Origin of the sequence: Brachybacterium sp. sponge, assembly GCF_001613775.1 — a bacterium.
GTDB lineage: Bacteria > Actinomycetota > Actinomycetes > Actinomycetales > Dermabacteraceae > Brachybacterium > Brachybacterium conglomeratum.
The window spans coordinates 128,068-149,011 of the sequence record NZ_LRMP01000002.1 but is presented as its reverse complement, the minus strand read 5'-3'; the positions used below and the strand labels follow the sequence as shown (position 1 = coordinate 149,011).

The 20,944-nt window shown below is 73.1% G+C and carries 21 protein-coding genes; 10 read left to right on the top strand and 11 right to left on the bottom strand.

Going from position 1 to position 20,944, the window contains the following annotated elements; translation table 11 throughout:
- Positions 1 to 45: 45 nt before the first annotated feature.
- A complete protein-coding gene (locus A4A78_RS08710) occupies positions 46 to 690 on the top strand; it encodes a dihydrofolate reductase family protein (protein WP_062948377.1) in 645 nt (214 codons plus the stop codon).
- Positions 691 to 719: 29 nt separating this feature from the next.
- Here the strand turns inward: A4A78_RS08710 and A4A78_RS08705 are convergent, their stop codons facing one another.
- The 4 genes from A4A78_RS08705 to A4A78_RS08690 form a co-directional block, all read right to left on the bottom strand.
- Entirely contained in the window at positions 720 to 1,538 is an 819-nt protein-coding gene (locus tag A4A78_RS08705; RefSeq protein ID WP_062948375.1) for a WXG100 family type VII secretion target, read from the bottom strand.
- Positions 1,539 to 1,690: 152 nt separating this feature from the next.
- Positions 1,691 to 2,575, bottom strand: coding sequence for a hypothetical protein (locus tag A4A78_RS08700; protein ID WP_062948373.1), 885 nt, complete (start codon positions 2,573 to 2,575; stop codon positions 1,691 to 1,693).
- A gap of 55 nt (positions 2,576 to 2,630) precedes the next feature.
- On the bottom strand, positions 2,631 to 3,161 hold the full coding sequence (locus tag A4A78_RS08695; protein WP_062948371.1) for a Dps family protein: 531 nt from the start codon (positions 3,159 to 3,161) through the stop codon (positions 2,631 to 2,633).
- Between the two features lie 529 nt (positions 3,162 to 3,690).
- Positions 3,691 to 4,341 (bottom strand): VOC family protein, encoded by a 651-nt coding sequence (locus A4A78_RS08690; protein ID WP_062948369.1) that lies wholly within the window; start codon positions 4,339 to 4,341, stop codon positions 3,691 to 3,693.
- 301 nt (positions 4,342 to 4,642) lie between these two features.
- Between A4A78_RS08690 and A4A78_RS08685 the strand changes: the two genes are divergently transcribed.
- A complete protein-coding gene (locus tag A4A78_RS08685; RefSeq protein WP_062948367.1) occupies positions 4,643 to 6,055 on the top strand; it encodes an FAD-binding oxidoreductase in 1,413 nt (470 codons plus the stop codon).
- Between the two features lie 3 nt (positions 6,056 to 6,058).
- Here A4A78_RS08685 and A4A78_RS08680 read toward each other — a convergent pair whose 3' ends face one another.
- From A4A78_RS08680 to A4A78_RS08670, 3 genes are all read right to left on the bottom strand, one after another.
- On the bottom strand, positions 6,059 to 7,732 hold the full coding sequence (locus tag A4A78_RS08680) for an ABC-ATPase domain-containing protein (protein WP_062948366.1): 1,674 nt from the start codon (positions 7,730 to 7,732) through the stop codon (positions 6,059 to 6,061).
- A gap of 59 nt (positions 7,733 to 7,791) precedes the next feature.
- Complete coding sequence (locus A4A78_RS08675; protein ID WP_062948364.1) at positions 7,792 to 8,244, bottom strand: hypothetical protein; 453 nt, start codon at positions 8,242 to 8,244, stop codon at positions 7,792 to 7,794.
- A 71-nt stretch (positions 8,245 to 8,315) separates the two neighbouring features.
- Positions 8,316 to 8,693: a PH domain-containing protein gene (locus A4A78_RS08670; RefSeq protein WP_062948362.1), complete on the bottom strand. Its 378-nt coding sequence runs from the start codon at positions 8,691 to 8,693 to the stop codon at positions 8,316 to 8,318.
- A gap of 172 nt (positions 8,694 to 8,865) precedes the next feature.
- Here A4A78_RS08670 and A4A78_RS08665 point away from each other — a divergent pair, with 172 nt between their 5' ends.
- Positions 8,866 to 12,384 carry an exonuclease domain-containing protein gene (locus A4A78_RS08665; protein WP_231880999.1) on the top strand — a complete coding sequence of 1,173 codons (3,519 nt, stop codon included), beginning with the start codon at positions 8,866 to 8,868 and terminating at the stop codon, positions 12,382 to 12,384.
- Between the two features lie 329 nt (positions 12,385 to 12,713).
- Here the strand turns inward: A4A78_RS08665 and A4A78_RS08660 are convergent, their stop codons facing one another.
- Positions 12,714 to 13,376 (bottom strand): CPBP family intramembrane glutamic endopeptidase, encoded by a 663-nt coding sequence (locus A4A78_RS08660; protein WP_062948360.1) that lies wholly within the window; start codon positions 13,374 to 13,376, stop codon positions 12,714 to 12,716.
- A 120-nt stretch (positions 13,377 to 13,496) separates the two neighbouring features.
- Here A4A78_RS08660 and A4A78_RS08655 point away from each other — a divergent pair, with 120 nt between their 5' ends.
- Positions 13,497 to 14,522: an NAD(P)H-binding protein gene (locus A4A78_RS08655; protein ID WP_062948358.1), complete on the top strand. Its 1,026-nt coding sequence runs from the start codon at positions 13,497 to 13,499 to the stop codon at positions 14,520 to 14,522.
- Between the two features lie 32 nt (positions 14,523 to 14,554).
- Here A4A78_RS08655 and A4A78_RS08650 read toward each other — a convergent pair whose 3' ends face one another.
- Together A4A78_RS08650 and A4A78_RS08645 are read right to left on the bottom strand one after the other, a co-directional pair.
- Positions 14,555 to 14,869 carry a hypothetical protein gene (locus tag A4A78_RS08650; RefSeq protein WP_062948354.1) on the bottom strand — a complete coding sequence of 105 codons (315 nt, stop codon included), beginning with the start codon at positions 14,867 to 14,869 and terminating at the stop codon, positions 14,555 to 14,557.
- 29 nt (positions 14,870 to 14,898) lie between these two features.
- Positions 14,899 to 16,227, bottom strand: coding sequence for an MFS transporter (locus tag A4A78_RS08645; protein ID WP_062949776.1), 1,329 nt, complete (start codon positions 16,225 to 16,227; stop codon positions 14,899 to 14,901).
- A gap of 240 nt (positions 16,228 to 16,467) precedes the next feature.
- Between A4A78_RS08645 and A4A78_RS08640 the strand changes: the two genes are divergently transcribed.
- The 3 genes from A4A78_RS08640 to A4A78_RS18125 are packed head-to-tail and all read left to right on the top strand — an operon-like array spanning position 16,468 to position 17,269.
- Positions 16,468 to 16,707 (top strand): hypothetical protein, encoded by a 240-nt coding sequence (locus A4A78_RS08640; RefSeq protein WP_062948353.1) that lies wholly within the window; start codon positions 16,468 to 16,470, stop codon positions 16,705 to 16,707.
- A 38-nt stretch (positions 16,708 to 16,745) separates the two neighbouring features.
- On the top strand, positions 16,746 to 17,021 hold the full coding sequence (locus tag A4A78_RS18130; protein WP_062948352.1) for an SDR family NAD(P)-dependent oxidoreductase: 276 nt from the start codon (positions 16,746 to 16,748) through the stop codon (positions 17,019 to 17,021).
- A complete protein-coding gene (locus A4A78_RS18125) occupies positions 17,018 to 17,269 on the top strand; it encodes a hypothetical protein (RefSeq protein ID WP_062948350.1) in 252 nt (83 codons plus the stop codon). The genes A4A78_RS18130 and A4A78_RS18125 overlap by 4 nt, the downstream gene beginning before the upstream one ends.
- 163 nt (positions 17,270 to 17,432) lie before the next feature.
- Here the strand turns inward: A4A78_RS18125 and A4A78_RS08625 are convergent, their stop codons facing one another.
- The gene (locus tag A4A78_RS08625) at positions 17,433 to 17,690 is read right to left on the bottom strand and encodes a metal-sensitive transcriptional regulator (RefSeq protein WP_010549885.1); all 258 of its coding nucleotides are present in this window, start codon (positions 17,688 to 17,690) and stop codon (positions 17,433 to 17,435) included.
- A gap of 139 nt (positions 17,691 to 17,829) precedes the next feature.
- Here A4A78_RS08625 and A4A78_RS08620 point away from each other — a divergent pair, with 139 nt between their 5' ends.
- Genes A4A78_RS08620 through A4A78_RS08610 form a run of 3 tightly spaced genes read left to right on the top strand, consistent with a single transcriptional unit; the run spans position 17,830 to position 20,801 of the window.
- Positions 17,830 to 18,717, top strand: coding sequence for a sulfite exporter TauE/SafE family protein (locus A4A78_RS08620; protein WP_062948348.1), 888 nt, complete (start codon positions 17,830 to 17,832; stop codon positions 18,715 to 18,717).
- Positions 18,718 to 18,771: 54 nt separating this feature from the next.
- Positions 18,772 to 20,214 carry an MBL fold metallo-hydrolase gene (locus A4A78_RS08615; RefSeq protein WP_062948346.1) on the top strand — a complete coding sequence of 481 codons (1,443 nt, stop codon included), beginning with the start codon at positions 18,772 to 18,774 and terminating at the stop codon, positions 20,212 to 20,214.
- Positions 20,211 to 20,801, top strand: a complete 591-nt coding sequence (locus A4A78_RS08610) for a rhodanese-like domain-containing protein (protein ID WP_062948344.1) — start codon at positions 20,211 to 20,213, stop codon at positions 20,799 to 20,801. The genes A4A78_RS08615 and A4A78_RS08610 overlap by 4 nt, the downstream gene beginning before the upstream one ends.
- Positions 20,802 to 20,944: the final 143 nt, after the last annotated feature.

Here is a 20,944-nt window from a genome sequence, read left to right as displayed (position 1 = left end):
GCGCTGCGAGGCGCACCATGGAGGCCCCTTCCGAGAGGTCTCCCCATGGCCCAGCGTGTGCGTGTGCAGAACTTCGGCGTCTCCCGCGACGGGATCGGCGCCGGCGAGGACCAGACCTTCGAGCAGCCCTTCGGGCACGTCGACCCCATGGCGCTGCTGGGCTGGGGCTTCGCCACCGCCAGCTTCCCGTCCCATGAGCCCGGCGTCGGCACCCGCGGCTTCGAGGACCGCCTGACCCGGGACTTCGACCACGGTATCGGTGTCGAGATCATGGGCCGGCACAAGTTCGGCCATCAGCGCGGGCCCTGGACCGACGACGGCTGGATCGGCTGGTGGGGCGAGGAGCCGCCGTTCCACACCCCGGTCGTGGTGCTCACCCACTTCGAGCGGGAGCCGCTCGAGGTGGGAGATACGACCTTCCACTTCCTCGACGCCTCCCCCGCTGAGGCGCTCGAGCGGGCGAAGGAGCTCGCCGACGGACAGGACGTGCGGATCGGCGGCGGGGTCGCCACCGTGCGGGAGTTCCTCGACGCGGACCTGATCGACGAGCTGCACGTCTCGATCGCGCCGGTCGAGTACGGGCACGGGCTGCGTCTGTGGGAGCGACCCGAGGAGCTCGAGGACCGCTTCCACCTGGAGAAGGTCATGGCGCCGAGCGGCGTCGAGCACTGCTTCCTGTGGCGGCGGTGACAGCGCCCTGCGTCGTCACGCCGTCGGCGTCAGTCCTGGGGGTACCCGATCGCGTCGCCGATCGGTCCGCCCGTGAGCGGGGCGGAGATCGGACCGAACACCGGACCGTCCGGCAGCGGGATCTCCGGGACGTCGGGGAGACCGCCGTCGGGAAGCGGAGCCGAGATCGGACCGAACGCAGGACCACCCGCCAGCGGATCCCCCAGCCCCTCGAGGAAGCCGCCGTCGACCGGCCCCCAGGCGGGACCGCCGCTCAGGCCGCCCCCGGGGAGCGGGGCGGAGATCGGACCGCCGATGGGCGGGAACGCGGGGCCGCCCTCGAGGCCTCCGGCCGGGCCGCCGAGGATCTCGCCGATGCCGCCTCCCCCGAGGCCGACGACGGCTTCCCCCGCCGCGCCGCCGAGGGCACTGCCGAGACCGGCACCGATTCCGCCACCGATCACACCGCCGGCGACCCCGCCGAGAGCGCCGCCGATGCCACCGCCGACCGCGCCACCGGCCACCCCGCCGACAGCACCCCCGATGCCACCGCCGACCGCGCCACCGGCCACCCCGCCGACAGCGCCCCCGATGCCTCCCTCGCCGGAGGCGCCGTCCTGCTCGGAGGCGTGGCCTGCGACTTCGTCCGCCTTCGTGTCGATGTCCCCTGCGACGCGCTCGGAGGCCTGCAGCGCGTCGGACTGCCAGCGCTGACGGAAGGAGTCCGCGTCGCTGCCGCGCCAGATCGCCTCGTCCATCACCAGGGAGGAGAGCTGCTCCTGGAGCTCCACGAGCCGCTGCGCGGCGGTGCGCATCGCCGTCGCGTGCTGCTCCAGCTGATCGGTGTCCGCACCCCAGAAAGCGTTCATCGCCGCGTTCCTCTCCCCTGCTCCGTCATGGTCGCGCGTTTCCGAGCGCGATCAGGGTCGATGCTAGGGAGCGCCGAGCGAGTTGGCGATGGGGAGAGGTCCCCATGCCCGCCGGCGCCGACCGGGGACGGGGCGCTCGGCCACGGCGACGTTCAGTCGAGATCCTCGAGCATCTCCAGCGCGCCGTACGCCTCGACCAGCACCTCGACGGTGCCGACATATCGGACGGCCTTCCCTTCGGGGAGCGGCTCCCGCTGCAGCAGCCCGTAGGCGGCGAGCGTGCCGAGGTCCCGCTCCGCCTGCCAGTACCGGTTGATCTCGTCCATGTCCGGGTCGCCGGCGGGATCTGCCGGCACCAGGCCCTGATCGAGGGCGGTGCGGATCGTGGCCGGGAGCAGCAGCCCGTCGGGCGCGACCGTGTGCAGCAGGGCGGTGAAGGTGTCCGGGCCGCCGAACAGCCCGCCCTCCTCTCCGCCCTGCCGGAGGCTCTCCAGGACCAGCAGCACGATCACGGCGCGGGCGAAGCGGACGAAGGCCGCCGGGTCCTCGGCCTGCGCTGCCGCGGGCACCATCCCCTCTCCCGGCACGACCTCGCCGCCGCTCACGCTCAGCCACGTCCCGGCGACCAGTGCGTTCCAGGGGCCGACGATCCCCCCGACCTCCCGCATCGAGACCGTCTCCTGCTCGCCGAGGTCGAGGTCCATGGCCACGGCGAGAGCACGCACGTCGGCCGGGTCGAGCTCGCCCTCCGAGGTGAGCGGACGGCCGGAGCCGATGTGCTCGAGCAGGGTCACGGCCCGGCGCACCAGAGGGATCCGTGCGAGCGACTCGGCCGCGTCCCGCGGGTCCTCGTCGACCGCATGGACCAGGTCCTCGTGCCGCAGCCCGTCCTGGGGGAGGAACCAGGGCCAGCCGGTCAGTGCGGCGGCGTCGACGGGCGCGGCCTCCTCGGCCTCCGATGCCGGGGCGGCGGAGAAGACGACCGACAGGTCGTTGGGAACGGGCTGGTCGTCTCGCGAGCTGTGCGTCTCCATCATGACGTCAATGATGACGGCGCGCCGTGCCGGAGGCGATTACCGGGAACGCGAGGGGTCAGCGCTCCTTCGGGGTGCGGGTCTCCGCGCTGATGAACCAGGCCTGCTGCTCGAGCTTCTCGATGATCCCGTGCAGGATGTCCGCGGAGGTGGGGTCCGCCTCGTCCACCTCGTCATGGACCGAGCGCATCGTGCCCACGGTTCCCTCGATGGACGCGGTCACGAGGTCGATCGCATCGTGCGTGAGCACCTCGCCCTGGGGGAACTCGGGCAGCGTGGTCTGCTCGGCGACCACCGCCGGACGGGCATCGGGCGTGGCGTGGAGGGCGCGCATGCGCTCGGCGACGTCGTCGGCGCTCGCCCGGGCGATGGCGACCACCTCGTCGAGGTTCAGGTGCAGGTCGCGGAAGTTCGGGCCCACGATGTTCCAGTGCGCCTGCTTGCCCACCAGGTGCAGGGCCGTGAGGTCCACCAGGACGGCCTGGAGGTTCTTGGAGAGTGCGGCGGGGGCGAGGAAGCCCTGCTCAGCGTTCTCGCGTCCGGTGCGCGTGGATCCTGCCGGATCGGGCACGGTGACGGTCTCGTTCATGGGAGGCCCTCCTTGTCGATGACCTGCGCGATCCGCGAGGGCCGCGGGCCGCGATCACTGCTCGGCAGGCTAATCAGCGGCACCGGGCACGGCAAGATTCCGGGCCGAGCGGTCGAGGCGGCGCCCGCCGGCGGACGCCGGAGGAGGGACGAGATCCGGCACGGCAGGAATGACGGCGCGTCCTGATCGGGCGGGGCCGTGCCGTGCAGGCCCGGCCCAGTGCTTGCGAGCCGCGTGCCTGTGATTCCGGTGCCGCGCGCGCCTCGGCTCTTGTCCGCGGCTGCGGGCCCGGCGCCTCGCACCCTGGGCCTCGAGCCCCGTTCCTCGCACTCTGGTCCTCGAGCCCGGTTCCTCACGCCCTGGTCCTCGAGCCCCGTTCCTCGCGCCCTGGTCCTCGAGCCATGGTCGAGTACTGGCGTGTGGCGTACCAGTACGCCTATATAGGCATAGCGGTACGCCATACGCCATCACCTGACCACGTGCGGCACGCACCCGCGGCGGGACGATGCCGGGGCGGCCGCCACCCGCCTCAGATCTCGATCTCCCGCCCGTCCTCGGTGCGCAGCTGCAGCACGAAGCGGGAGCCGGGGCCCTCGTGGACCGGGGCGACGCCGTCGCCGAGGTCGAGCGCGGCCAGCGCCTTCTTCAGCGGCTCGGGCTTGACCTCGATGCGCTCGAAGGAGACCAGCTCGATCGTGGGCAGGTCGGTGAGGCCTGGCTGCTCGGTGGTGCCCCAGTCGATGAGGAAGGGCACGCCGTAGTTGCGCGGGGCGCGGGCCTGCGTGAGCCGCCACTGCAGGAGCTCGCCGCCTGCCGTGGTGCGGGAGAGGTCCTCCACGGGGCCGGGATCGAATCCGGCGGCGCGGGCACGCTCGGCCACCTTCTCGATCCCCTCCGGGTGCACGGCGTAGGTGATCAGGGTGGGGCGCTTCAGGCGGTTGATGCTGAAGGTCTTCGGCAGCTCCTCCCCCTCGCGCTCCGGATCGGGGCCGATCAGCTCGAGGTAGTGCGGGCGTCGCTCGCCGCCGACGGTGAGGGCGACCAGGGTGTTCGCGGTGCCGGTGGGGTGGCTGCCGCCGGGGGCGGGGGTGACGCCGGTGAGCTCGCGGAACCACTCGACGGTCTCGGCGAGGTCGGGGCCGGCGATGACGATGTGGTCGAGCAGGTGGGGGACGGACATGGTGCTCCTTCGTCCGGGGTGGGGCGGGTGTGCCCAGCCTGCCACCTCGTGCGGACGGGAGGAGCATCGGCCGCGTCGGCGTGGTCATAGGCGTCGACGTGTCCGGGCACCACGAGCGGGAGGCCCGTTGCCCTCCCCCTCGCCGCGCAGTACCGTCGAGATCAGCTCCACCCGCCTGCCGACGGGCCGCCCGCCCGCTGGTCAGGCACAGTCCGCGGAGGGCGCCCGGGCGGTGCGTCCCGGCACCCTTCCTTGGTCATGGGCGCTCTGTTCGCCCACCATTCCAGGAGGTCGCCAGGCCATGACATGGAAGACGGGCGAGGATCCGATCCCGGAGGCACGCGAGGCCCTGGACAGGCTCCGCGACCGGGTCGCCGGCGAGGTCGTCGTCCCCGGGCATCCGGACTACGACGCGGCGCGGGCAGTGTGGAACGGGCGCGAGGAGCGCTTCCCCTATCTGGTGGTGCGCGCCGCGACGATCGACGACGTCGCGCCCGTGCTGGACGCCGTGCGGGAGACGGGTCTGCCGCTCGCGGTGCGCGGCGGCGGGCACTCCGTCGCGGGGCTCGGCACCGTCGACGACGGGATCGTGCTCGATCTCGGCGCGCTGCGGGAGGTCACCGTGGACCCCGCGACCCACCTGGTCACGGCCGCTCCCGGGGCGCGGGTCGGTGATGTCGACGCCGCGACCGCGCCGCACGGGCTCGCCGTGCCGCTGGGCACCGTCCCCTCCCCCGGCATCGCCGGGATGACCCTCGGCGGCGGCGTGGGCTGGCTGTCGCGGCGGGCAGGGCTGAGCCTGGACCGGCTCGAGGCCGCCGAGGTGCTCCTCGCCGACGGCCGACGCGTGCGCGCCAGCGAGGAGGAGCACCGGGACCTGTTCTGGGCCCTGCGCGGCGGGGGCGGGAACTTCGGCGTGGTCACCGCATTCACCTACCGGGCCGTGCAGATGCCGGAGTCGGTGCTCGGGGCGAGCCTGTACTACCGACGAGCGCAGTGGCGGCGCGCGCTCGGCGCCTTCGAGCGCTGGAGCCGCGACCTGCCCGACGAGCTCGCCGCGGTGGTCTCGATCGCCTCGCCGCCGCCCGAGGACGGGCTCGGGGACGACCCGTGGCTCGCGATCCACAGCGTCTGGATCGACGAGGACCACGCCCGCGGCGAGACGCTGATCGGCGCGCTGCGCCGCGCGCTGCCGCCGGACCGCGAGCTCAGCGGGCCTGTCAGCTGGGAGGCCTGGCAAGGGGCGCGCAGCGAGGCGGTGCCGACGGGGGCGCGCGGACTCTGGCGCAACGCGAGCTTCCGCCGCCTGGACGAGGAGGTGCTCGACGCTCTCACCGCCGTCGCCGAGGCGCTGCCCGGGCGGGGCGCGAGCCTGGAGCTGCATCTGCTCGGCGGGGCGTTCGCCCGCGTGCCGGAGGGCGCGACCGCCTTCCCGCACCGCGGCGGACGGCTCATGGTCTCGATCCATCTCGCCTGGCAGGACCCCGGGGAGGACGCCCGCTTCCGCGCCTTCGCCGAGCGGGCCGCGGCCGAGCTCGCCCGGCTGCGGGAGCGCGGCGAGTACGTCAACTTCCGCTCCATCGAGCGGACGCGGCCCGTGCCCGAGGTGACCCGCGAGGCGTACGGGGCGGAGACCTACCGGCGCCTGCAGCGCATCAAGCAGGTCTACGACCCGGGGAACATGTTCCGCCGCACCCTCAACGTGGCGCCGTAGCGGTCAGGAGAGCCGCAGCCCCCGCCACCGGTTCACCGCGGCGTGGATCTCGAGCGCGCGCGGCCGAGCGAGATGGCCGGGATGGCCGCGATGGGGCGAGAGGGTCTCGAGGCCGCCGTGCTCGATCCGGTCGACGAGCACCTGGACCGCGTCCTCGAGCGGGAGCGGGCCGTCCTCGGCGAGCAGGTCCGCGAGGCGGTCCAGGGCGTGGGCGACGGCCTGGGTCTGCGCGGGGTCGAGCAGCTGGGAGACGGCGGAGAGGTCGAGGTGCTCGCGGCCGAGCCGGATCGTATCGCGGCCGCGGGCAGAGGCGGGCTTGCGGGCGTCCGCGGGGCGGAGGGAGACCGGGTCCGGTAGCCGGGGCCGCGGCGCGGTGAACACCGGCGCTGCCGGGGGCTGCGCCTTCTCAGCGAGCGCGCGGGCCTCGGCGGTGACGTCGCGGGGGACGTAGGAATCCATCGCGATCACGTGGTCGGCGACGTCGAAGAAGGCGCCGGAGCCGCCCGCGACCAGCACGGTGGAGACCCCGCGCTCGGTGTGCAGGGGCCGGACGCGGTCCACGAACGGGGTGATCGGCTCGCGCTCCGCGGGGATCAGGGCGCGCATCCGCGCATCGCGGAGCATGAAGTTCGTGGCGGAGGTGTCCTCGTCGATCAGCAGCGCCGAGGCGCCGGCGTCGGCCGCCTCGATCAGGGACGCGGCCTGCGAGGTGGAGCCCGAGGCGTTCGCGGTGGTGAAGGAGCGGGTGTCGGTCCCCGAGGGCAGGCCGCTGATGAACGGGGAGATGTCCACGCCGGTCACGGCGCGGCCGTCCTCCGCGCGGATCGCCGCGGCATCGGCCCGGGTGATCACCCACTCGCGGCCGTCGCCCGCCACGTGCGGGTGGATGCCGCGCTCGAGGGCGCGCAGCAGCGTGGACTTGCCGTGGAAGCCGCCGCCGACGATGACGGTCACCCCCTCGGGGATGCCCATGCCGCTCACCCGTCGGCCGCTGGGCAGGTCGATCTCGACGCGCAGCGAGGCCGGGCTCTCGAAGGGGATCGCGCCCTCGGTGAGCGGCAGGTCGGAGTCTCCGGAGCGGCGGGGCAGGATCGCGCCGTCGCCGACGAGGGCCACGAGACCGCGGCCGGCGAGCCGGTCGCGCAGCGCCTCCTGGTCACGGTGGAGGGCGACATGGGCGCGCAGCGCCTCCGCGTCGTGCCGTGCGTGGAACAGGACGGCCTCGGCGATCCGGGGCAGGTCCTCGGTCAGCAGGCGCGCGGCGCGTCGGCCCTGGATGCGGCGACCGGAGGCGGGCAGCTCGGCGGCCAGGCGCGCCTCGATCGAACCGTCGGCGACGGCGATGGTGGTGCGCTCGAGCACCTCCTGCCCCGGGGCGCCGACGTCGACCCGCTCCCCGCTGCGGGCGGCGGTCTCGGCGAGCGCCCGCGCCAGGAAGTCAGAGGTCGCGACGCGTCCGCGCCGGTCGGCGAGCAGGTCCTCCGGGAAGCCCGCCGCGGCCCGGTCCACGACCAGGCGCATCAGCGAGGGCGGCGCGTAGGGGTCGGCCTGCACGTGGTCGATCACGAGCCGGCACGATCCCAGGTCGTAGCTGCCGCGCAGCTGCTTGTAGGAGCCGTAGCCTCGGCCGTCGATCGAGGAGAGGAGCTGGGAGAGGCGGGCGGAGTCGGAGGTCATCGCCCGCCATGCTAGGGGTGGACGAGTGAGCGGACGACACCGCGACAGTCCGCCGGCGGTCACTTCCTGCCGGCGGAAGCGTCCTCGCCGAGCTCGGCGACATACGCGGCGAAGATGTCCTGACGCAGCGAGTCGATCTGCTTCTTGAGCGTCTTGCGCTGTGACGCGGTGGAGCCCGGGGCGGCCAGGAGCTTCGCGGCACGGGTGGCGGCGTCGAGCTTGGCGGACCACGCGGCAGCCTGCGCGGCCTCCTGCCCGTCGTCAGCCGACTCGGTCAGCAACGTGACCTGCTCGCGCAGGGCCTCCAGCGTCGCGAGCATCGCCTCCGGCGTGGCCTTGTCGTGACGCCGGAGCTTCGCGAGCTGCTCCTTCACGAAATCCGAGATCTCCGGGTTGTCCCTCATGGTCTGCACGACCCGGATCACGATCGGTGTGGCCGCGCTGAGGAAGGCGAGCGCCTTCTTCAGACTGCTGCTCTTCGTGTCCACCTGTGAGTTCTTCTTCGCCGCCATCGCTGCTCCCCTCGCCGCGTACACGGTCACTGTAGACGGACCGGGCCCGCCCCCGGCCCGATCCCCCCGGCTCAGGACGAGCGCAGCACCGCGTTCGCGATCAGCAGGTCGAGCCGGCGCACGTCGATGTGCTTGCCGACGGCGATCTTGATCCGGCCCGCGCGCGTCCACAGCTCGATCTCGGCGTTGAGGTCGAGGGTGCCGGCGTTCTCCGAGGACCACATGTTGATCGCGGAGTAGGGCAGCGAGTAGATCTCGACCTTCTTGCCGCGGATCCCCTGGGCGTCGCGCACGATCAGCCGCTTCGTGGTGAACACGGCCGAGTCGCGGAACGTCTTGTACGCCGCGATCGCCCGCTCCTCGGGCACGAGCAGGGCGGTGACGTCCTGCGGGATCGGGCACTCCTCGACGAAGGTCCACGACGTGATCGCCGATACCGATGCGTCCAACTGATTCTCCTCATCTCCCCTGGCGGCGCGCTTGCGCCGCAGTGACGAGATCGAAGATAGCGCCACGTGGGGACGGACGAATCATCGATGGTCCCCACGCGGACAGCGCCTCCTCTGTCCCCGCCCCCTGAGATGATCGAGCGATCACCACCCCTGCCCGGAGAGGATCCTCGTGGGACTGCTCGATCGCTTCCGCGGACGTGCCTCGGCGCCGTCGGCAACGCCGCCTCCCACCCCGTCGGGCGCTCCTCGCTTCGCGGTGATCGACGTGGAGACCACGGGGCTGGATCCCGAGCGCGAGCGGATCCTCGAGCTCGCGATCCTGCGGGCCGACGAGCAGGGCCGCCCGATCGACCAGTGGGTGACGCGCTTCCACCCGGGCGGCCCGGTGCGCGCCACCCACATCCACGGCATCACCGACGCGGACGTCGCCGGTGCCCCGCGCTTCGCGGACCTCGCCGTCCAGATCGGCACCGCGCTGCAGGGCCTGGTCCTCGTCGCGCACAACGCCGAGTTCGACCTCGCCTTCCTGCAGGCGGAGTTCGCCCGGGCCTCTCTGCCGATGCCGCAGGTCAGCACCTACTGCACCCTGCAGGGCAGCACCGTCTACCTCCCCCACCTGCGGCGGCGCACGCTCGCCGAGTGCTGCGCAGCGCTCGGGGTGACCCATCAGCAGGCGCACTCCGCGCTCGGTGATGCCTATGCGGCGGCAGGGCTGCTCGAGCGGTACCTCGCGATGGATCGGCAGACGGGGTACGACGCCCCGCTGACCGCGTCGCGGGCGCTGCGGAGTGGGGCGGCTCCTCGACCGTTCGCGGCTCCCGTGCCGCCGGGGCCGACGGCCGCGGCAATGCCGCCGCCTCCGCGCCCGGCCTCCGCGGTACAGACCTCCGCACCAGTCCCGCCCTTGCCCGGCAGCGCCCTCAGACCCACGTCATCGTCTGCGGCGATGCCGCGTCGAGCGGTGCCCGCAGCTTCGGCAACTACGTCGACTCGCGGGAAGCCTGCCGGCGCGGCACAGGCCGCCGGTTCGAACCCGGTCGACGAGCTGGCCCCGGACGTGGACCTCTCCCCCACCGTGATCCGTGCGTGGGCGCGGGAGCAGGCAATCCCCGTCGGCGACCGTGGGCGATTGAAGGCCGAGCTCGTGGCCCAGTATCGGGCGGCGATGGGGCTGGAGCCCGAGGCTCCGTCGCAGGTCCGTCGACCCGCATCAGCCGCCGCGACCTCCTCGCGGACGGATCGCGTACGCCCCGAGAAGTCGCCGGAGCTGACGGACGGCCCGACGCCCTCAGATGTCGCGTCGGCGGCGCCCGCCGCTTCGACGTTCCGGTCCGAGGCCCCTGCGCCGTCGGCCCAGCCGGCGGCCTCCGCGTCCGCTGAGACGTCCACGGCCCCGCTGGTGATCACCGACGAGTTCGCCGCCGCGCTCGAGCATCTGCACGCCGGGCACCACCTGTTCCTCACCGGCAAGGCCGGCACCGGCAAATCGACGCTGATCAGGCACTATCTCGAGCAGACCGACCGCTCCACGATCACGGTCGCACCCACCGGCATCGCGGCGCTGAACGTCGACGGCTACACCATCCACCGCCTGTTCTCCTTCCCGCTCGGCGTCACCGAGGAGCACGTGCGCGGCGGTTCCTACTACCCGGGACGCTTCGCGAAGGCGCTGAAGGAGCTGGACACGCTAATCATCGATGAGGCGTCGATGGTGCGGGCGGACCTCTTCGATGCGCTCACCGCCGCGCTCGAGCAGTACGGCCCGAGACCCGGCACCCCCTTCGGCGGGGTGCAGCTGGTGCTCGTCGGCGACCTGTACCAGCTGCCGCCGGTGGTGACCGATCACGAAGCGGGCTGGATCGAGGAGCGCTACGGCACGCCGTTCTTCTTCTCCGCTCGCTCCTTCGACGAGGACACCTTCCCGGTGGTGGAGCTGTCGACCGTGTTCCGCCAGCAGGGCGACGACCAGCTCGTGGACCTGCTGAACGCGGTGCGGGAAGGGACGCTGCTGGAGGAGGCACGCGCCGAGCTGAACCGTCGGACGGACCCCGACTTCGAGCCCGGGCTGGACGAGTTCTGGCTGACTCTCGCCACGACCAACCGGATCGTCGGCGCCCGGAACCGGCAGATGCTCGAGCGTCTGCCCGGCCCGGTGCAGTCCTTCACCGCGCAGATCAGCGGGGACACCGACGGGTTCGAGAAGCCCACCGAGGAGACGCTTCGGATCGCGGTGGGCGCGCAGGTGATGCTGCTGAACAACGACCCTCTCGATCGCTGGGTCAACGGGACGCTCGGCCGGATCACTGCGATCGGCGCCGACTCCGACGGGCCGGTCGTCACCGTGCTGCTGCGCGACGGCCGCACCGAGCAGGTGCGCGAGCACACCTGGGAGATCACGCGCCCCAGCGTCGAGGGCGGCTCGCTCGTGCATCAGGTGATCGGCACGTTCACGCAGCTGCCGATGAAGCTGGCCTGGGCGATCACGATCCACAAGTCGCAGGGGCAGACCCTGGACCGGGTGGTCGTGGACCTCACCGGCGGCACGTTCGCCAACGGTCAGCTGTACGTGGCGCTGTCGCGGTGCACGAGCCTGGAGGGGCTGGTGCTGAGGCGCGAGGTGCTCCCGCGGGACCTGAAGACCGATCAGCGCGTGCGGCGCTATCTCGCGAGCGGCACGTCCGGGACCGAGACGCTCGGCGAGGCGTACCTGTCGGTGCTGACCGTGGGCACGACCGGGGATCGCTGGCGGCCGCGGCCGGTGGAGATCGCGGTGGTCACCGACGACGGCGACGAGGTCTCCACCGTCGTGAACCCCACCTCCGACCTGTTCTCCGCACGGGACGAGTTCGGGATCACCACGCGGGACGTGCAGCTCGCGCCGCTGCTGACGGAAGCGTGGCCGGCACTGTCGGCGCTGCTGGCCGGGCGGGTGCCCGTCGGCGTGGACATCGACCGTCAGCTCGCCCACGTCGACTTCGAGCTCAAGCGCAACGGGATCGTCGAGCCGGTGCCGCTCGGGCTCGAGGTCCCGGGCAGTCTGCTCGGCGCCGGCGAGCGCGCCCAGTTGAACGCGCCGACAGCGCTCGAGCGGGCCCGGGCGGTGCGCGACGCGGTGCGGCGCGTGCGGGCCGCGGGAGAGGAGCTGCCCGGCAACGGGATGGCGTTCCGGCAGGTCGTGGCGGGGCACGGCTATCTGCTCGCCCGCACGACGGGGCCGACGGGGACCAGCGCCCCGACGGGCTTCGTCGTCGGCGGGAACCTCGGCGCGCAGGACGACGCCGCCGAGGTGCTCGCCCACCTGCTCGAGGGGACCTGGCAGCGGGTCCTCTCCCCCGATCAGGAGGTCCTCGAGCGCCTGCGCGGGGTCGAGGAGCATTTCGGGGTGCGGGTGCTGCCCGAGGGCTTCGAGGCGAAAGGCCCGACCAGCGCGGCCGATGTGCTGGTGCCGGGGGCGCGGGTGTGCTTCTCCGGCACCGTCCACTCGCCCCGGCACGGCTGGCTGGAGAAGGAGCAGCTGCACGCCATGGCCGAGGCGCGCGGGCTCGTCGCCGTCCCGAACCTCACCAAGACCAGGACGGACGTGCTGGTCGTCGCCGAGGCGGGCTCGCAGTCGAGCAAGGCGAAGAACGCGGCGAGGTGGGAGAAGCCGGTGATCACGGCGGAGGAGTTCCTGGAGTGGGTGGGATGAACCGCAGCGACGAGGCGAGGCCTGACGTGGACGATACGGAGGACGACGACCGTTACCTGGTCATCCGGGGACGGAGATGGCGACGCACGGACCCGGCGCTGGACGCCGACGTGGTCCGGGCGCTGAAGAGCCATCTGGGCAGAGCCCGCTCCCAGGTCGGGCGCGCCGGCCGCGACGACGACCCGGCGAGCGTCCGCTCAGCTCGAGACCGCGTCCAGCTCGCGAAGGAAGGCCTCGGAGAGCGCGGCCCCGCATGGTGGGAGCGCCCCGAGGACGAGCGCCGCCGTCAGGCCGCGGATCGACTCGCTCGGCTCGAGCGGCTGGACCCCTCAGCCCGCGATGCCGACACGGACGACGACGGCGGGGAACAGTCCCACCATGGTGAGCGTCCAGAGGGCGTGGACGAAGAGCGCCCCGGCGAGTGAGCCGGAGGTCTCGCGGGCCCACATCGCCACCGGTCCCAGCAGGAGGGCCATCACTGCGAGAGCAGGGCTGCCGGTGCACAGCGTGACGAGGGCGTACACCGCGGTGGGGACCACCCAGCGGGCCGGGTCGGTGAGCAGCCGAGGCAGCGCACCGCGGAAGAACACCTCTTCAGCGGCGCCCGCCACCAGCGCGACCGCGAGCACACCCCACCGCCCGTCGGCCGCTGCGGCGACGGGACCGGCCACCCACGGGGCAGTCGCCGGGACACCGGCCAGGACCAGACCGCCCGCCAGCGAGGCCGCGGCCAGGCCGACGCCCGCGGCGGCCACCGCGACCTTCGGTGCGCGCCCCGGGGCCCGGCCGGCGAGATCCGAAGGTGCCAGGCGCATGATCAGCAGCCCGCCGACGGTCCAGGTCAGGGCGATTCCCAGAGCCCAGCCGGCGACGGTCCCCGGCCCCCCGCCCTCGGCACGCAGCGACGCGGCCAGGAGCGGCGCAGCCACCACGACGGCGAGACCGGCCACCCACCACGCGCCGGGACGGGAGGCGGGACGATCGGGGCTCATCCGCCTAGCGTACGAGGCCGCCCCCCGCGCCGGGGCGAGTCGCGTCTTGCTCGAGAGCGCCGGCTCGTATACACCTGACGCACGGCTCGCGACACGGGAGCACGAACACGGAGGTAGATCATGCGCGTTCTCGTCATCGGAGCCGGGGGGTATGTGGGGAGCCGGCTGATCCCCGCACTGCTGGAGGACGGACACCAGGTGGTCGCCGGGGCCCGGGATCTCCACAAGCTCGACGCCTTCTGGTGGGGCGACGCCGTCGACAGGGTCGAGCTGGATGCGACCGACGACGACTCCGTGCGTGCCGCGATCGCGGCGGACCCGGCGCTGGAGGCGGTGGTCTACCTGGTCCACGGCATGGGAGGAGAGGACTTCCGGGAGGTGGATCGCGCCGCCGCGCGGCGCGTGCGCGCCGCCGTCGACGCGTCCGAGGTGAAGGCCCTGGTCTACCTCTCGGGCATCATCCCGGACATCCCTCGCGAGGAGCTCTCCGAGCACCTGGCCTCCCGTCTCGAGGTCGAGGAGGAGCTCTCCGCGGCGCGATGCCGCTTCGTGGGCCTGCGGGCCGCAGTGGTGCTCGGCGCGGCCTCGACCAGCTTCGAGCTGATGACGCAGCTGGCCCACCGCCTCCCGGTGACCGTGTTCCCGGACTGGATGGACCATCTGGTCGAGCCGATCGCCGTGGTCGACGCCGTCGCCGCGATCCGGGCCGCCGTGGCCACCGAGAGCGCCCACGGCGTGTACGACATCGGCGGGGGCGAGGTCATCGCCTATCCGCAGCTCGTCCAGAAGGTCCTCGAGCTCACGGACCAGGAACGGCCTGGGTTCTCGGTCCCGGTGATGCCCCAGTCCCTGGTCACGGCGGTGGGATCGTGGCTCTCCGACATCCCCGCCCCGACGGTCACCGCGCTGATGGAGAGCCTGCGCGAGGACATGGTCGCGCGGGACGAGCGGTGGCTCTCCGAGCTGCTGCCGGACGGCCATGCGGCGCGGGTGACGATCGACGAGGCCCTGAGCCGCAGCCTGGCCGCACCGGACGTGAGCCGCAGCCCCCGGGAACGGGATCCGCTCGCGGTCATGCCCGGCGATCCCTCCTGGGCGACCAACGGCGAGGGTCAGGAGCGAGTGCTGGAGTTCAAGCAGGGCTGAGCGCGGGGTCGGATCGCCCCGCGAGGCTGAGATCAGCCCACGAACTGCACCACGAAGCCGAGCAGGGCCATCGCATAGCCACCGATGCGCACGCCGGCGACGAGGCGCCGGGCGGCGGGATCGAGCAGGTTCGCGACGCCCAAACAGAGCATGAACCCTGCGGCCACCAGCGCGATGCCGGGATCCGGCGATGCATCGGAGAAGCCGTCGATCGTGAGCGACACGGTCAGCACCAGAGCGAAGATGATCAGACTGAACACCGGCGCCCAGCCCGGCTGGTGCGGGGCGTGGTGCCTCTCGCTCCGGCGCGACATCTGCTCGGTGCGGGGTTCGGTGGGCTGCTGCATCGGTCCTCTCCTCGGCGGGGCCTTCGAGGCTACGCGGCCTCGATGCCCTCCGCACCCCGGACACGGATGAACACCGGACGGCTCGCGACTATGCCGGCGACGAGCTGCCCGACCAGCACCACGCACAGCACGATCAGCGGCACGGCCCAGCTGTCGGCCGCGGCGTGGAGCGCGCCGATGCCGAGCGGGCCGAACCCGGCGACCAGGTACCCGAAGCCCTGCGACACCGTCGAGAGCTGGCCGGTGAGGTGCGTGGTCGGTGAGCGCCACACGATATACGTCAGGGACAGGCTGATCGAGGCGCCGAGCCCGAGGCCCAGCACCGTCATCCATGCCACGGCGCCGCTCGCGGGTGCGATGATCAGTCCGAGATAGGCGGCGCCGAGGAGCAGCACGGCCACGACGGGCGGCAGCCACGTCGGCCGCATCCGTGCGGCGAGGGTCGGTGCGAGCAGGGCGGCGAGCGCGGCCGGGAACGCGGAGTAGGCGATCATGCCGCCGGCGGCGGTGACGTCCATCCCGGCGTCCTGCAGCATGGTCGGCACCCAGGTCACCGTCGTGTAGTAGCTGACGCTCTGCAGCCCCATGAACCCGGTGACGGCGATGGCGGTGGGGTCGGTGAGGATCGCTCCCAGCGGCGAGCGGCCGTGGTCGACCGGGGCGTCGGCGACCGCACTGCCGGAGCGCAGGCGTCCGGGCGAGCGGAGCAGCTGCGGCAGCCATACGAGAAGGGCCAGCGCGGCCGGGAGCGCCCAGATCGCCAGGGCGGAGCGCCAGCTGCCGCCGAGGACCGGCAGCAGCGGCGCGGTCAGCCCGGAGGCGAAGGCCGCGCCGACAAACAGCGACATCGTGTACAGGCCCATCATCAGCCCGGCGCGGTGGGCGAAGTCCTGCTTGATCGCCGCGGGCATCACGACGTTGCCCACCGCGATCGCGATGCCGACCAGCACGGTGCCGGCGAACAGAGCGGTCATGCTCGGCTCGTGCCGCAGCAGGTTCCCCGCCGCGAGGACCAGCAGCACGAGCCCGAGCAGGCGATGCATGCCGAGCCGCCGGGTCAGGCCCGGAGTGAGGAACGCGAACGCCCCGAACACGAACACGGGGATCGTGGTCAGCAGGCTCACGACAGTCGCCGACAGGCCCAGCGAGGCACGGATCTCGCCGATCACCGGCCCGATCGCGGCGACGCCGATGCGCAGGTTCAACCCGATCAGGATCAGTCCGACGCCGAGCAGCAGCAGAGCCGCGCGGCCGAGGGGCCTCTCGGCGGGCTCGCGCACCTCCGCGGGGGCGGGCGGCGCGCCGGTGGGGACGGGGAACGTCTCCGCCGCGGCGGTGTCCGTGGAGCCGGTCGTCATGGGGGCCTTGCCGATCACGAGGGGGTGGGAGGAGTGCCGGCCTCGGCGGGCCGCTGCGCTGCGGGGTGCCGGGAATCGGTCACTCGTTGCAATCTACGCCCCTTGGTTGGCAGATATGCAACCCTCGTCCGAAATCGTGCGGGCCGCGGTGCGGCATGCCATGTTTCCGGTGCTCGCCGGGAAGTGAGCCAGTCGGGCGGGGCACGACGATCTGTCGGACCCCCGCCCTACTCTCGGCGCATGATCATGATTCTCGGCGACGAGCCGCCGGAGCCGTACTCGGAGCCGCGCGGCACCTGTCCCGTGTGCGGTTCGCACCAGGTGATCCACCATCCGCTCGGCGGTCCGGACCCGCGCCTCGACGAGGAGGATCCGCCGTGGGTCCAGTGGCAGGGGTGCGTCCTGGCCTTCAGCGACCGGACGTGCGAGGACTGCGGTGCCGGGTGGAACGTGGAGAGCGACGAGGACGAGGAGGAGTGAGGGAGCGCTGATCCCGGCATCCGGCTCCGGCCCGCCCGGTGGATCTGCTGGTCAACAGCGCCGGCTTCGGGCTGCGGCTCGACTTCGAGCGCAACGACATCGAGGACGAGGCCCGGCATCTGCGCCTGCACGTCGAGGTGCCGATGCGTCTGATGCACGCGGCGCTGCCGGGAATGCTCGAGCGCCGCTCCGGCACGATCCTCAGCATCGCCTCCGCCTCCGCGGTGATGCCCCGCTCCACCTACGGCGCGGTGAAGAACTGGCAGGTGCAGTTCTCCCGCTGGGCGAATGGTGCCTACAGGGTCGCGGCGTGACCGTCACGGCGGTCTGCCCCGGCTACACCCACACCGACTTCCACGCCCGGCTGCGCCTGCCGCGCGGCGAGGAGGGGATCCCGGACTGGCTGTGGCTGGAGGCGCCGCGGGTGGTCGAGGAGTCGCTGCGCCATGCCGGGCGCGGGAAGGCCGCCTCCGTCCCGAGTCGGCGCTACACCGCGATCCGGACCGCCGCCCGCCTCGCCCCCACGGGCCTCATGGCACGGCTCGCCGCGCGAGGGCGGTGAGCGAGGCAGCCCCCGGGGAGTGCCCGTCGGCCGCCGCTCCCCGACGCGGCGCTCCGAGGTGATGTCGGCACCCGACACGGCGGGCGGACGGCGAGGCGATCCCGGAGCGGCTGCCGATGGGGCGTCGCGGGGCACCGGGCGACGGCGCGCTCCGCCCCGCCTCTCACGCGAGCGTGAGGAACAGCTTCTCGAGCTCCTTGCGGTCCAGGTCCTTCTCCGGGCTGGTCATGCACTGCTCCATGCCGCTGGCGATGATCGCGAAGCCGGCGCGGTCCAGCGCCTTCGAGACGGCGGAGAGCTGCGTGACGACGGCCTTGCAGTCCTTGCCCTCCTCGATCATCCGGGTGACGGCCGCGAGCTGCCCCTGGGCGCGCTTGAGGCGGTTGACCACAGGGGTCATGTCATCGGGGTTCAGGTCCATGGTGCTCTCCTCGGGTCGGTCCGCACGCCCCAGACTATACCCCCAGGGGTGTCTTGCATACCCCCTGGGGTATGTGGCAGGCTCGGCGACGGAGGCGGTCGCGCCGCGAGCCTCCGACCCACCTCTCGAAAGGCCCCTCGTGACACCCACCCTCGCGCTCACCCTGCTGCTGGCCGTGCTCATCGGAGTCTCCCTGGGGCTGCTCGGCGGCGGGGGCTCGATCCTGACGGTGCCGATCCTCGCCTACGTGGCGGGAGTTCCGGCCAAGGAGGCGATCGCCGCCTCGCTCGTCGTGGTCGGCGTGACCTCGGCCGTCGGCGCCGTCAGCCACGCCCGCGCCGGCCGGGTGCGGTGGCGCACCGGGGTGAGGTTCGGGGCCGCCGGGATGGCCGGGGCCTTCCTGGGCGGGCTCCTCGGCGGACACATCCCGAGCACGGTGCTGATGGTCGCGTTCGCACTGATGATGATCGCGACATCGGTCGCTATGCTCCGGAGCCGACGGGGCGCCTCCGCGGAGGAGGGGCCGAGCCGGGAGCCGTCCGCGGGCAGGATCGCGCTCGAGGGGCTCGCGGTGGGCCTGGTCACCGGGCTCGTCGGCGCGGGCGGCGGCTTCCTGGTGGTGCCCGCGCTGACGCTGCTGGCCGGACTGCCGATGCCGGTCGCCGTGGGCACGTCGCTGGTGGTCATCGCGATGAAGTCGTTCGCAGGTCTCGCCGGCTATCTCACGTCCGTCTCGCTGGACTGCGCCCTGGTGGGCGGGGTGACGCTGGCGGCCGTGCTCGGCTCCCTGCTCGGCGCGCGAGCGGCAGGCCATCTCCCCGAGCGGGCGCTGCGCACAGGCTTCGGGGTGTTCGTTCTCGCCATGGGGGCCCTCGTCCTGGTGCAGGAGCTCCCGGGCGCCGCCGGCGCCGTCGTCGGCGGAGTCGTGGCGCTTCTCGCCCTGCTCGCCGCCGGATGCTGGATGCTGGTGTCGTCCTGTCCGCTGCGCACCGCCGGCCCCGCCTCGCATACCCCCCAGGGTACCTGATACCCTCGGGGGTATCCCGTCCGCTGTCCATCCCGCACACCCACTGGAGGAACGATGCTTCTCGAACGGATCTATGACGAGGACCTGTCCCAGGCCGGCTACTTCATCGGCTGTCAGGCGCAGATGGAAGCGCTGGTGGTCGATCCGCGGCGCGACATCCAGGTCTACCTCGACCTCGCCGCCCACCACGGCATGACGATCACGGCCGTGGCCGAGACCCACATCCACGCCGACTTCCTCTCCGGCACCCGCGAGCTCTCCGCCGCCACCGGCGCCACGGCGTACGTCTCCGGCGAGGGCGGCGAGGACTGGCAGTACGGCTTCGAGGCCGAGCGCCTGCACGACGCCGAGTCGATCCAGCTGGGCAACATCACCGTCACCGCCCGCCACACCCCGGGCCACACCCCCGAGCACCTCAGCTACCTGGTCACCGACGGCGCCTTCGCCGACGAGCCCGGCTACTTCCTCACCGGCGACTTCGTGTTCTCCGGGGACCTGGGCCGCCCGGACCTGCTGGACGAGGCCGTGGGCATGGAGGACACCCGCTTCGCCGGCGCGAAGCAGCTGTTCGCCTCCCTGAAGAGCGCCTTCCTCACCCTCCCCGATCACGTGCAGGTGTTCCCCGGCCACGGCGCCGGCTCCGCCTGCGGGAAGGCGCTGGGCGCGCTGCCCTCCACCACGGTGGGCTACGAGCGGAGGTTCGCCTGGTGGGGCCCGTTCCTGGAGAACGACGACGAGCAGGGCTTCATCGACGAGCTGCTGGACGGCCAGCCCGACGCCCACGCCTACTTCGCCCGCATGAAGCGGCAGAACACCGACGGCCCCGCCCTGCTGGGCGAGCGTCCCGCCCCGCGCGAGGTGGCTGCCGGGGAGCTCTCCGGCGGCCTCGCCGACGGCTCCCTCGCCCTGGTGGACACCCGTCCCGTGGCGGAGGTGCATGCGGGCACGGTGCCTGGCGCGCTGTCGATCCCCTCCCTCGGCAAGGCCGCCACCCACATCGGCTGGGCCTTCGACCCCGAGGCCGACGACGCCCAGCTGGTGGTGCTCGCGCCCGACGCGGCCACCGCCGCCGCCTACGGCGACCACTTCGTGCGGGTGGGCGTGGACGCGCTCACCGGCTACATCCCTTCCCTGGACGGGCTGGAGCTGTCCGCCCCCGCCACCGTGGCCCCGGCGGACCTCGCCGCGCTGCGCGCGCAGGAGCCGGATGCGCACCTGCTGGACGTGCGCACGCGCACCGAGCACGCCGCCGGCACGGTGGACGACGCCGACCAGCTCTCCGCCGGCAAGGTGCTCTTCCACCCCGACGACCTGCCCGCGAAGGACGCCGGGCGCCTGATCACCTTCTGCCAGTCCGGGCTGCGCAACTCCGTGGCCGCGGCCGCGCTGCGCCGCGCCGGCTACGACGTGGTGGAGCTGGAGGGCAGCTACGCCGGCTGGTCCCGCTGGGCCGCCGCACAGCACGACCTGGGGACCACCGGAGCGGACGCCCGATGACCGCCACCCCCACCACGCGCACCGTGACCCCTGCCGAGCTCGCCCACCGCCTCAGCACGGACCCCGAGCTGATGGTGATCGACGTGCGCACCCCCGGCGAGTTCGAGACCGTCCACATCCCCGGCTCCCACAACGTGCCGCTGGACCTGCTCACCGCCCACGCCGACACGCTCGCCGGCCGCATGGGCGAGCACGTGGTGCTGGTGTGCCGCTCCGGCGCCCGCGCCGGGAAGGCCTGCGAGGCGCTGCAGCAGTCCGGCCTGGAGGGCATCGACGTGCTCGACGGCGGCATCGCCGCCTACCAGGACGCCGTGGGCGGCGTGAACCGCAGCGGCGGCCGCTGGGCGATGGACCGCCAGGTGCGGATGGCGGCGGGCACCCTGGTGCTCGCCGGCACCCTCGCCGGGCAGCTGGTCCACCGGCGCCTGGGCCTGGTCGCGGGCGCGATCGGCGCAGGGCTCACCTACTCGGCGCTCAGCGACACCTGCGCCATGGCCGCGGTGCTCGCAAGGATGCCGTGGAACCGCACGGCCGACTCCCCCACCGTCGAGACCGCCCTGGTGCCCGGCGGCGTCGCGGCGCGCTGAGGCCACCCGACGAGGTCACCCGCCCCGCGCCGGAGCCCGATGCTCCGGTGCCGGGCGGCCTCCCCCCTCCGCGGGGCGCGCCGGACCGTGCCCCGCACCCCGCTCACACCCCTCCTCTCTCACCTCTCACCTCTCACCTCTCA

Excerpts from the sequence above, each read along its gene's own strand:
- A4A78_RS08645 (WP_062949776.1), bottom strand. The coding sequence starts at position 16,227 with ATGACGACCGGCTCCACGGACACCGCCGCGGCGGAGACGTTCCCCGTC.
- A4A78_RS08675 (WP_062948364.1), bottom strand. The coding sequence starts at position 8,244 with ATGGCGGCGAAGAAGAACTCACAGGTGGACACGAAGAGCAGCAGTCTG.
- A4A78_RS08690 (WP_062948369.1), bottom strand. The coding sequence starts at position 4,341 with ATGTCCGTCCCCCACCTGCTCGACCACATCGTCATCGCCGGCCCCGAC.
- A4A78_RS08650 (WP_062948354.1), bottom strand. The coding sequence starts at position 14,869 with ATGCAGCAGCCCACCGAACCCCGCACCGAGCAGATGTCGCGCCGGAGC.
- A4A78_RS08640 (WP_062948353.1), top strand. The coding sequence starts at position 16,468 with ATGATCATGATTCTCGGCGACGAGCCGCCGGAGCCGTACTCGGAGCCG.
- A4A78_RS08680 (WP_062948366.1), bottom strand. The coding sequence starts at position 7,732 with ATGACCTCCGACTCCGCCCGCCTCTCCCAGCTCCTCTCCTCGATCGAC.
- A4A78_RS08705 (WP_062948375.1), bottom strand. The coding sequence starts at position 1,538 with ATGAACGCTTTCTGGGGTGCGGACACCGATCAGCTGGAGCAGCACGCG.
- A4A78_RS08660 (WP_062948360.1), bottom strand. The coding sequence starts at position 13,376 with ATGAGCCCCGATCGTCCCGCCTCCCGTCCCGGCGCGTGGTGGGTGGCC.
- A4A78_RS08625 (WP_010549885.1), bottom strand. The coding sequence starts at position 17,690 with ATGGACCTGAACCCCGATGACATGACCCCTGTGGTCAACCGCCTCAAG.
- A4A78_RS08710 (WP_062948377.1), top strand. The coding sequence starts at position 46 with ATGGCCCAGCGTGTGCGTGTGCAGAACTTCGGCGTCTCCCGCGACGGG.
- A4A78_RS08615 (WP_062948346.1), top strand. The coding sequence starts at position 18,772 with ATGCTTCTCGAACGGATCTATGACGAGGACCTGTCCCAGGCCGGCTAC.
- A4A78_RS08610 (WP_062948344.1), top strand. The coding sequence starts at position 20,211 with ATGACCGCCACCCCCACCACGCGCACCGTGACCCCTGCCGAGCTCGCC.
- A4A78_RS08695 (WP_062948371.1), bottom strand. The coding sequence starts at position 3,161 with ATGAACGAGACCGTCACCGTGCCCGATCCGGCAGGATCCACGCGCACC.
- A4A78_RS08685 (WP_062948367.1), top strand. The coding sequence starts at position 4,643 with ATGACATGGAAGACGGGCGAGGATCCGATCCCGGAGGCACGCGAGGCC.
- A4A78_RS08700 (WP_062948373.1), bottom strand. The coding sequence starts at position 2,575 with ATGATGGAGACGCACAGCTCGCGAGACGACCAGCCCGTTCCCAACGAC.
- A4A78_RS08655 (WP_062948358.1), top strand. The coding sequence starts at position 13,497 with ATGCGCGTTCTCGTCATCGGAGCCGGGGGGTATGTGGGGAGCCGGCTG.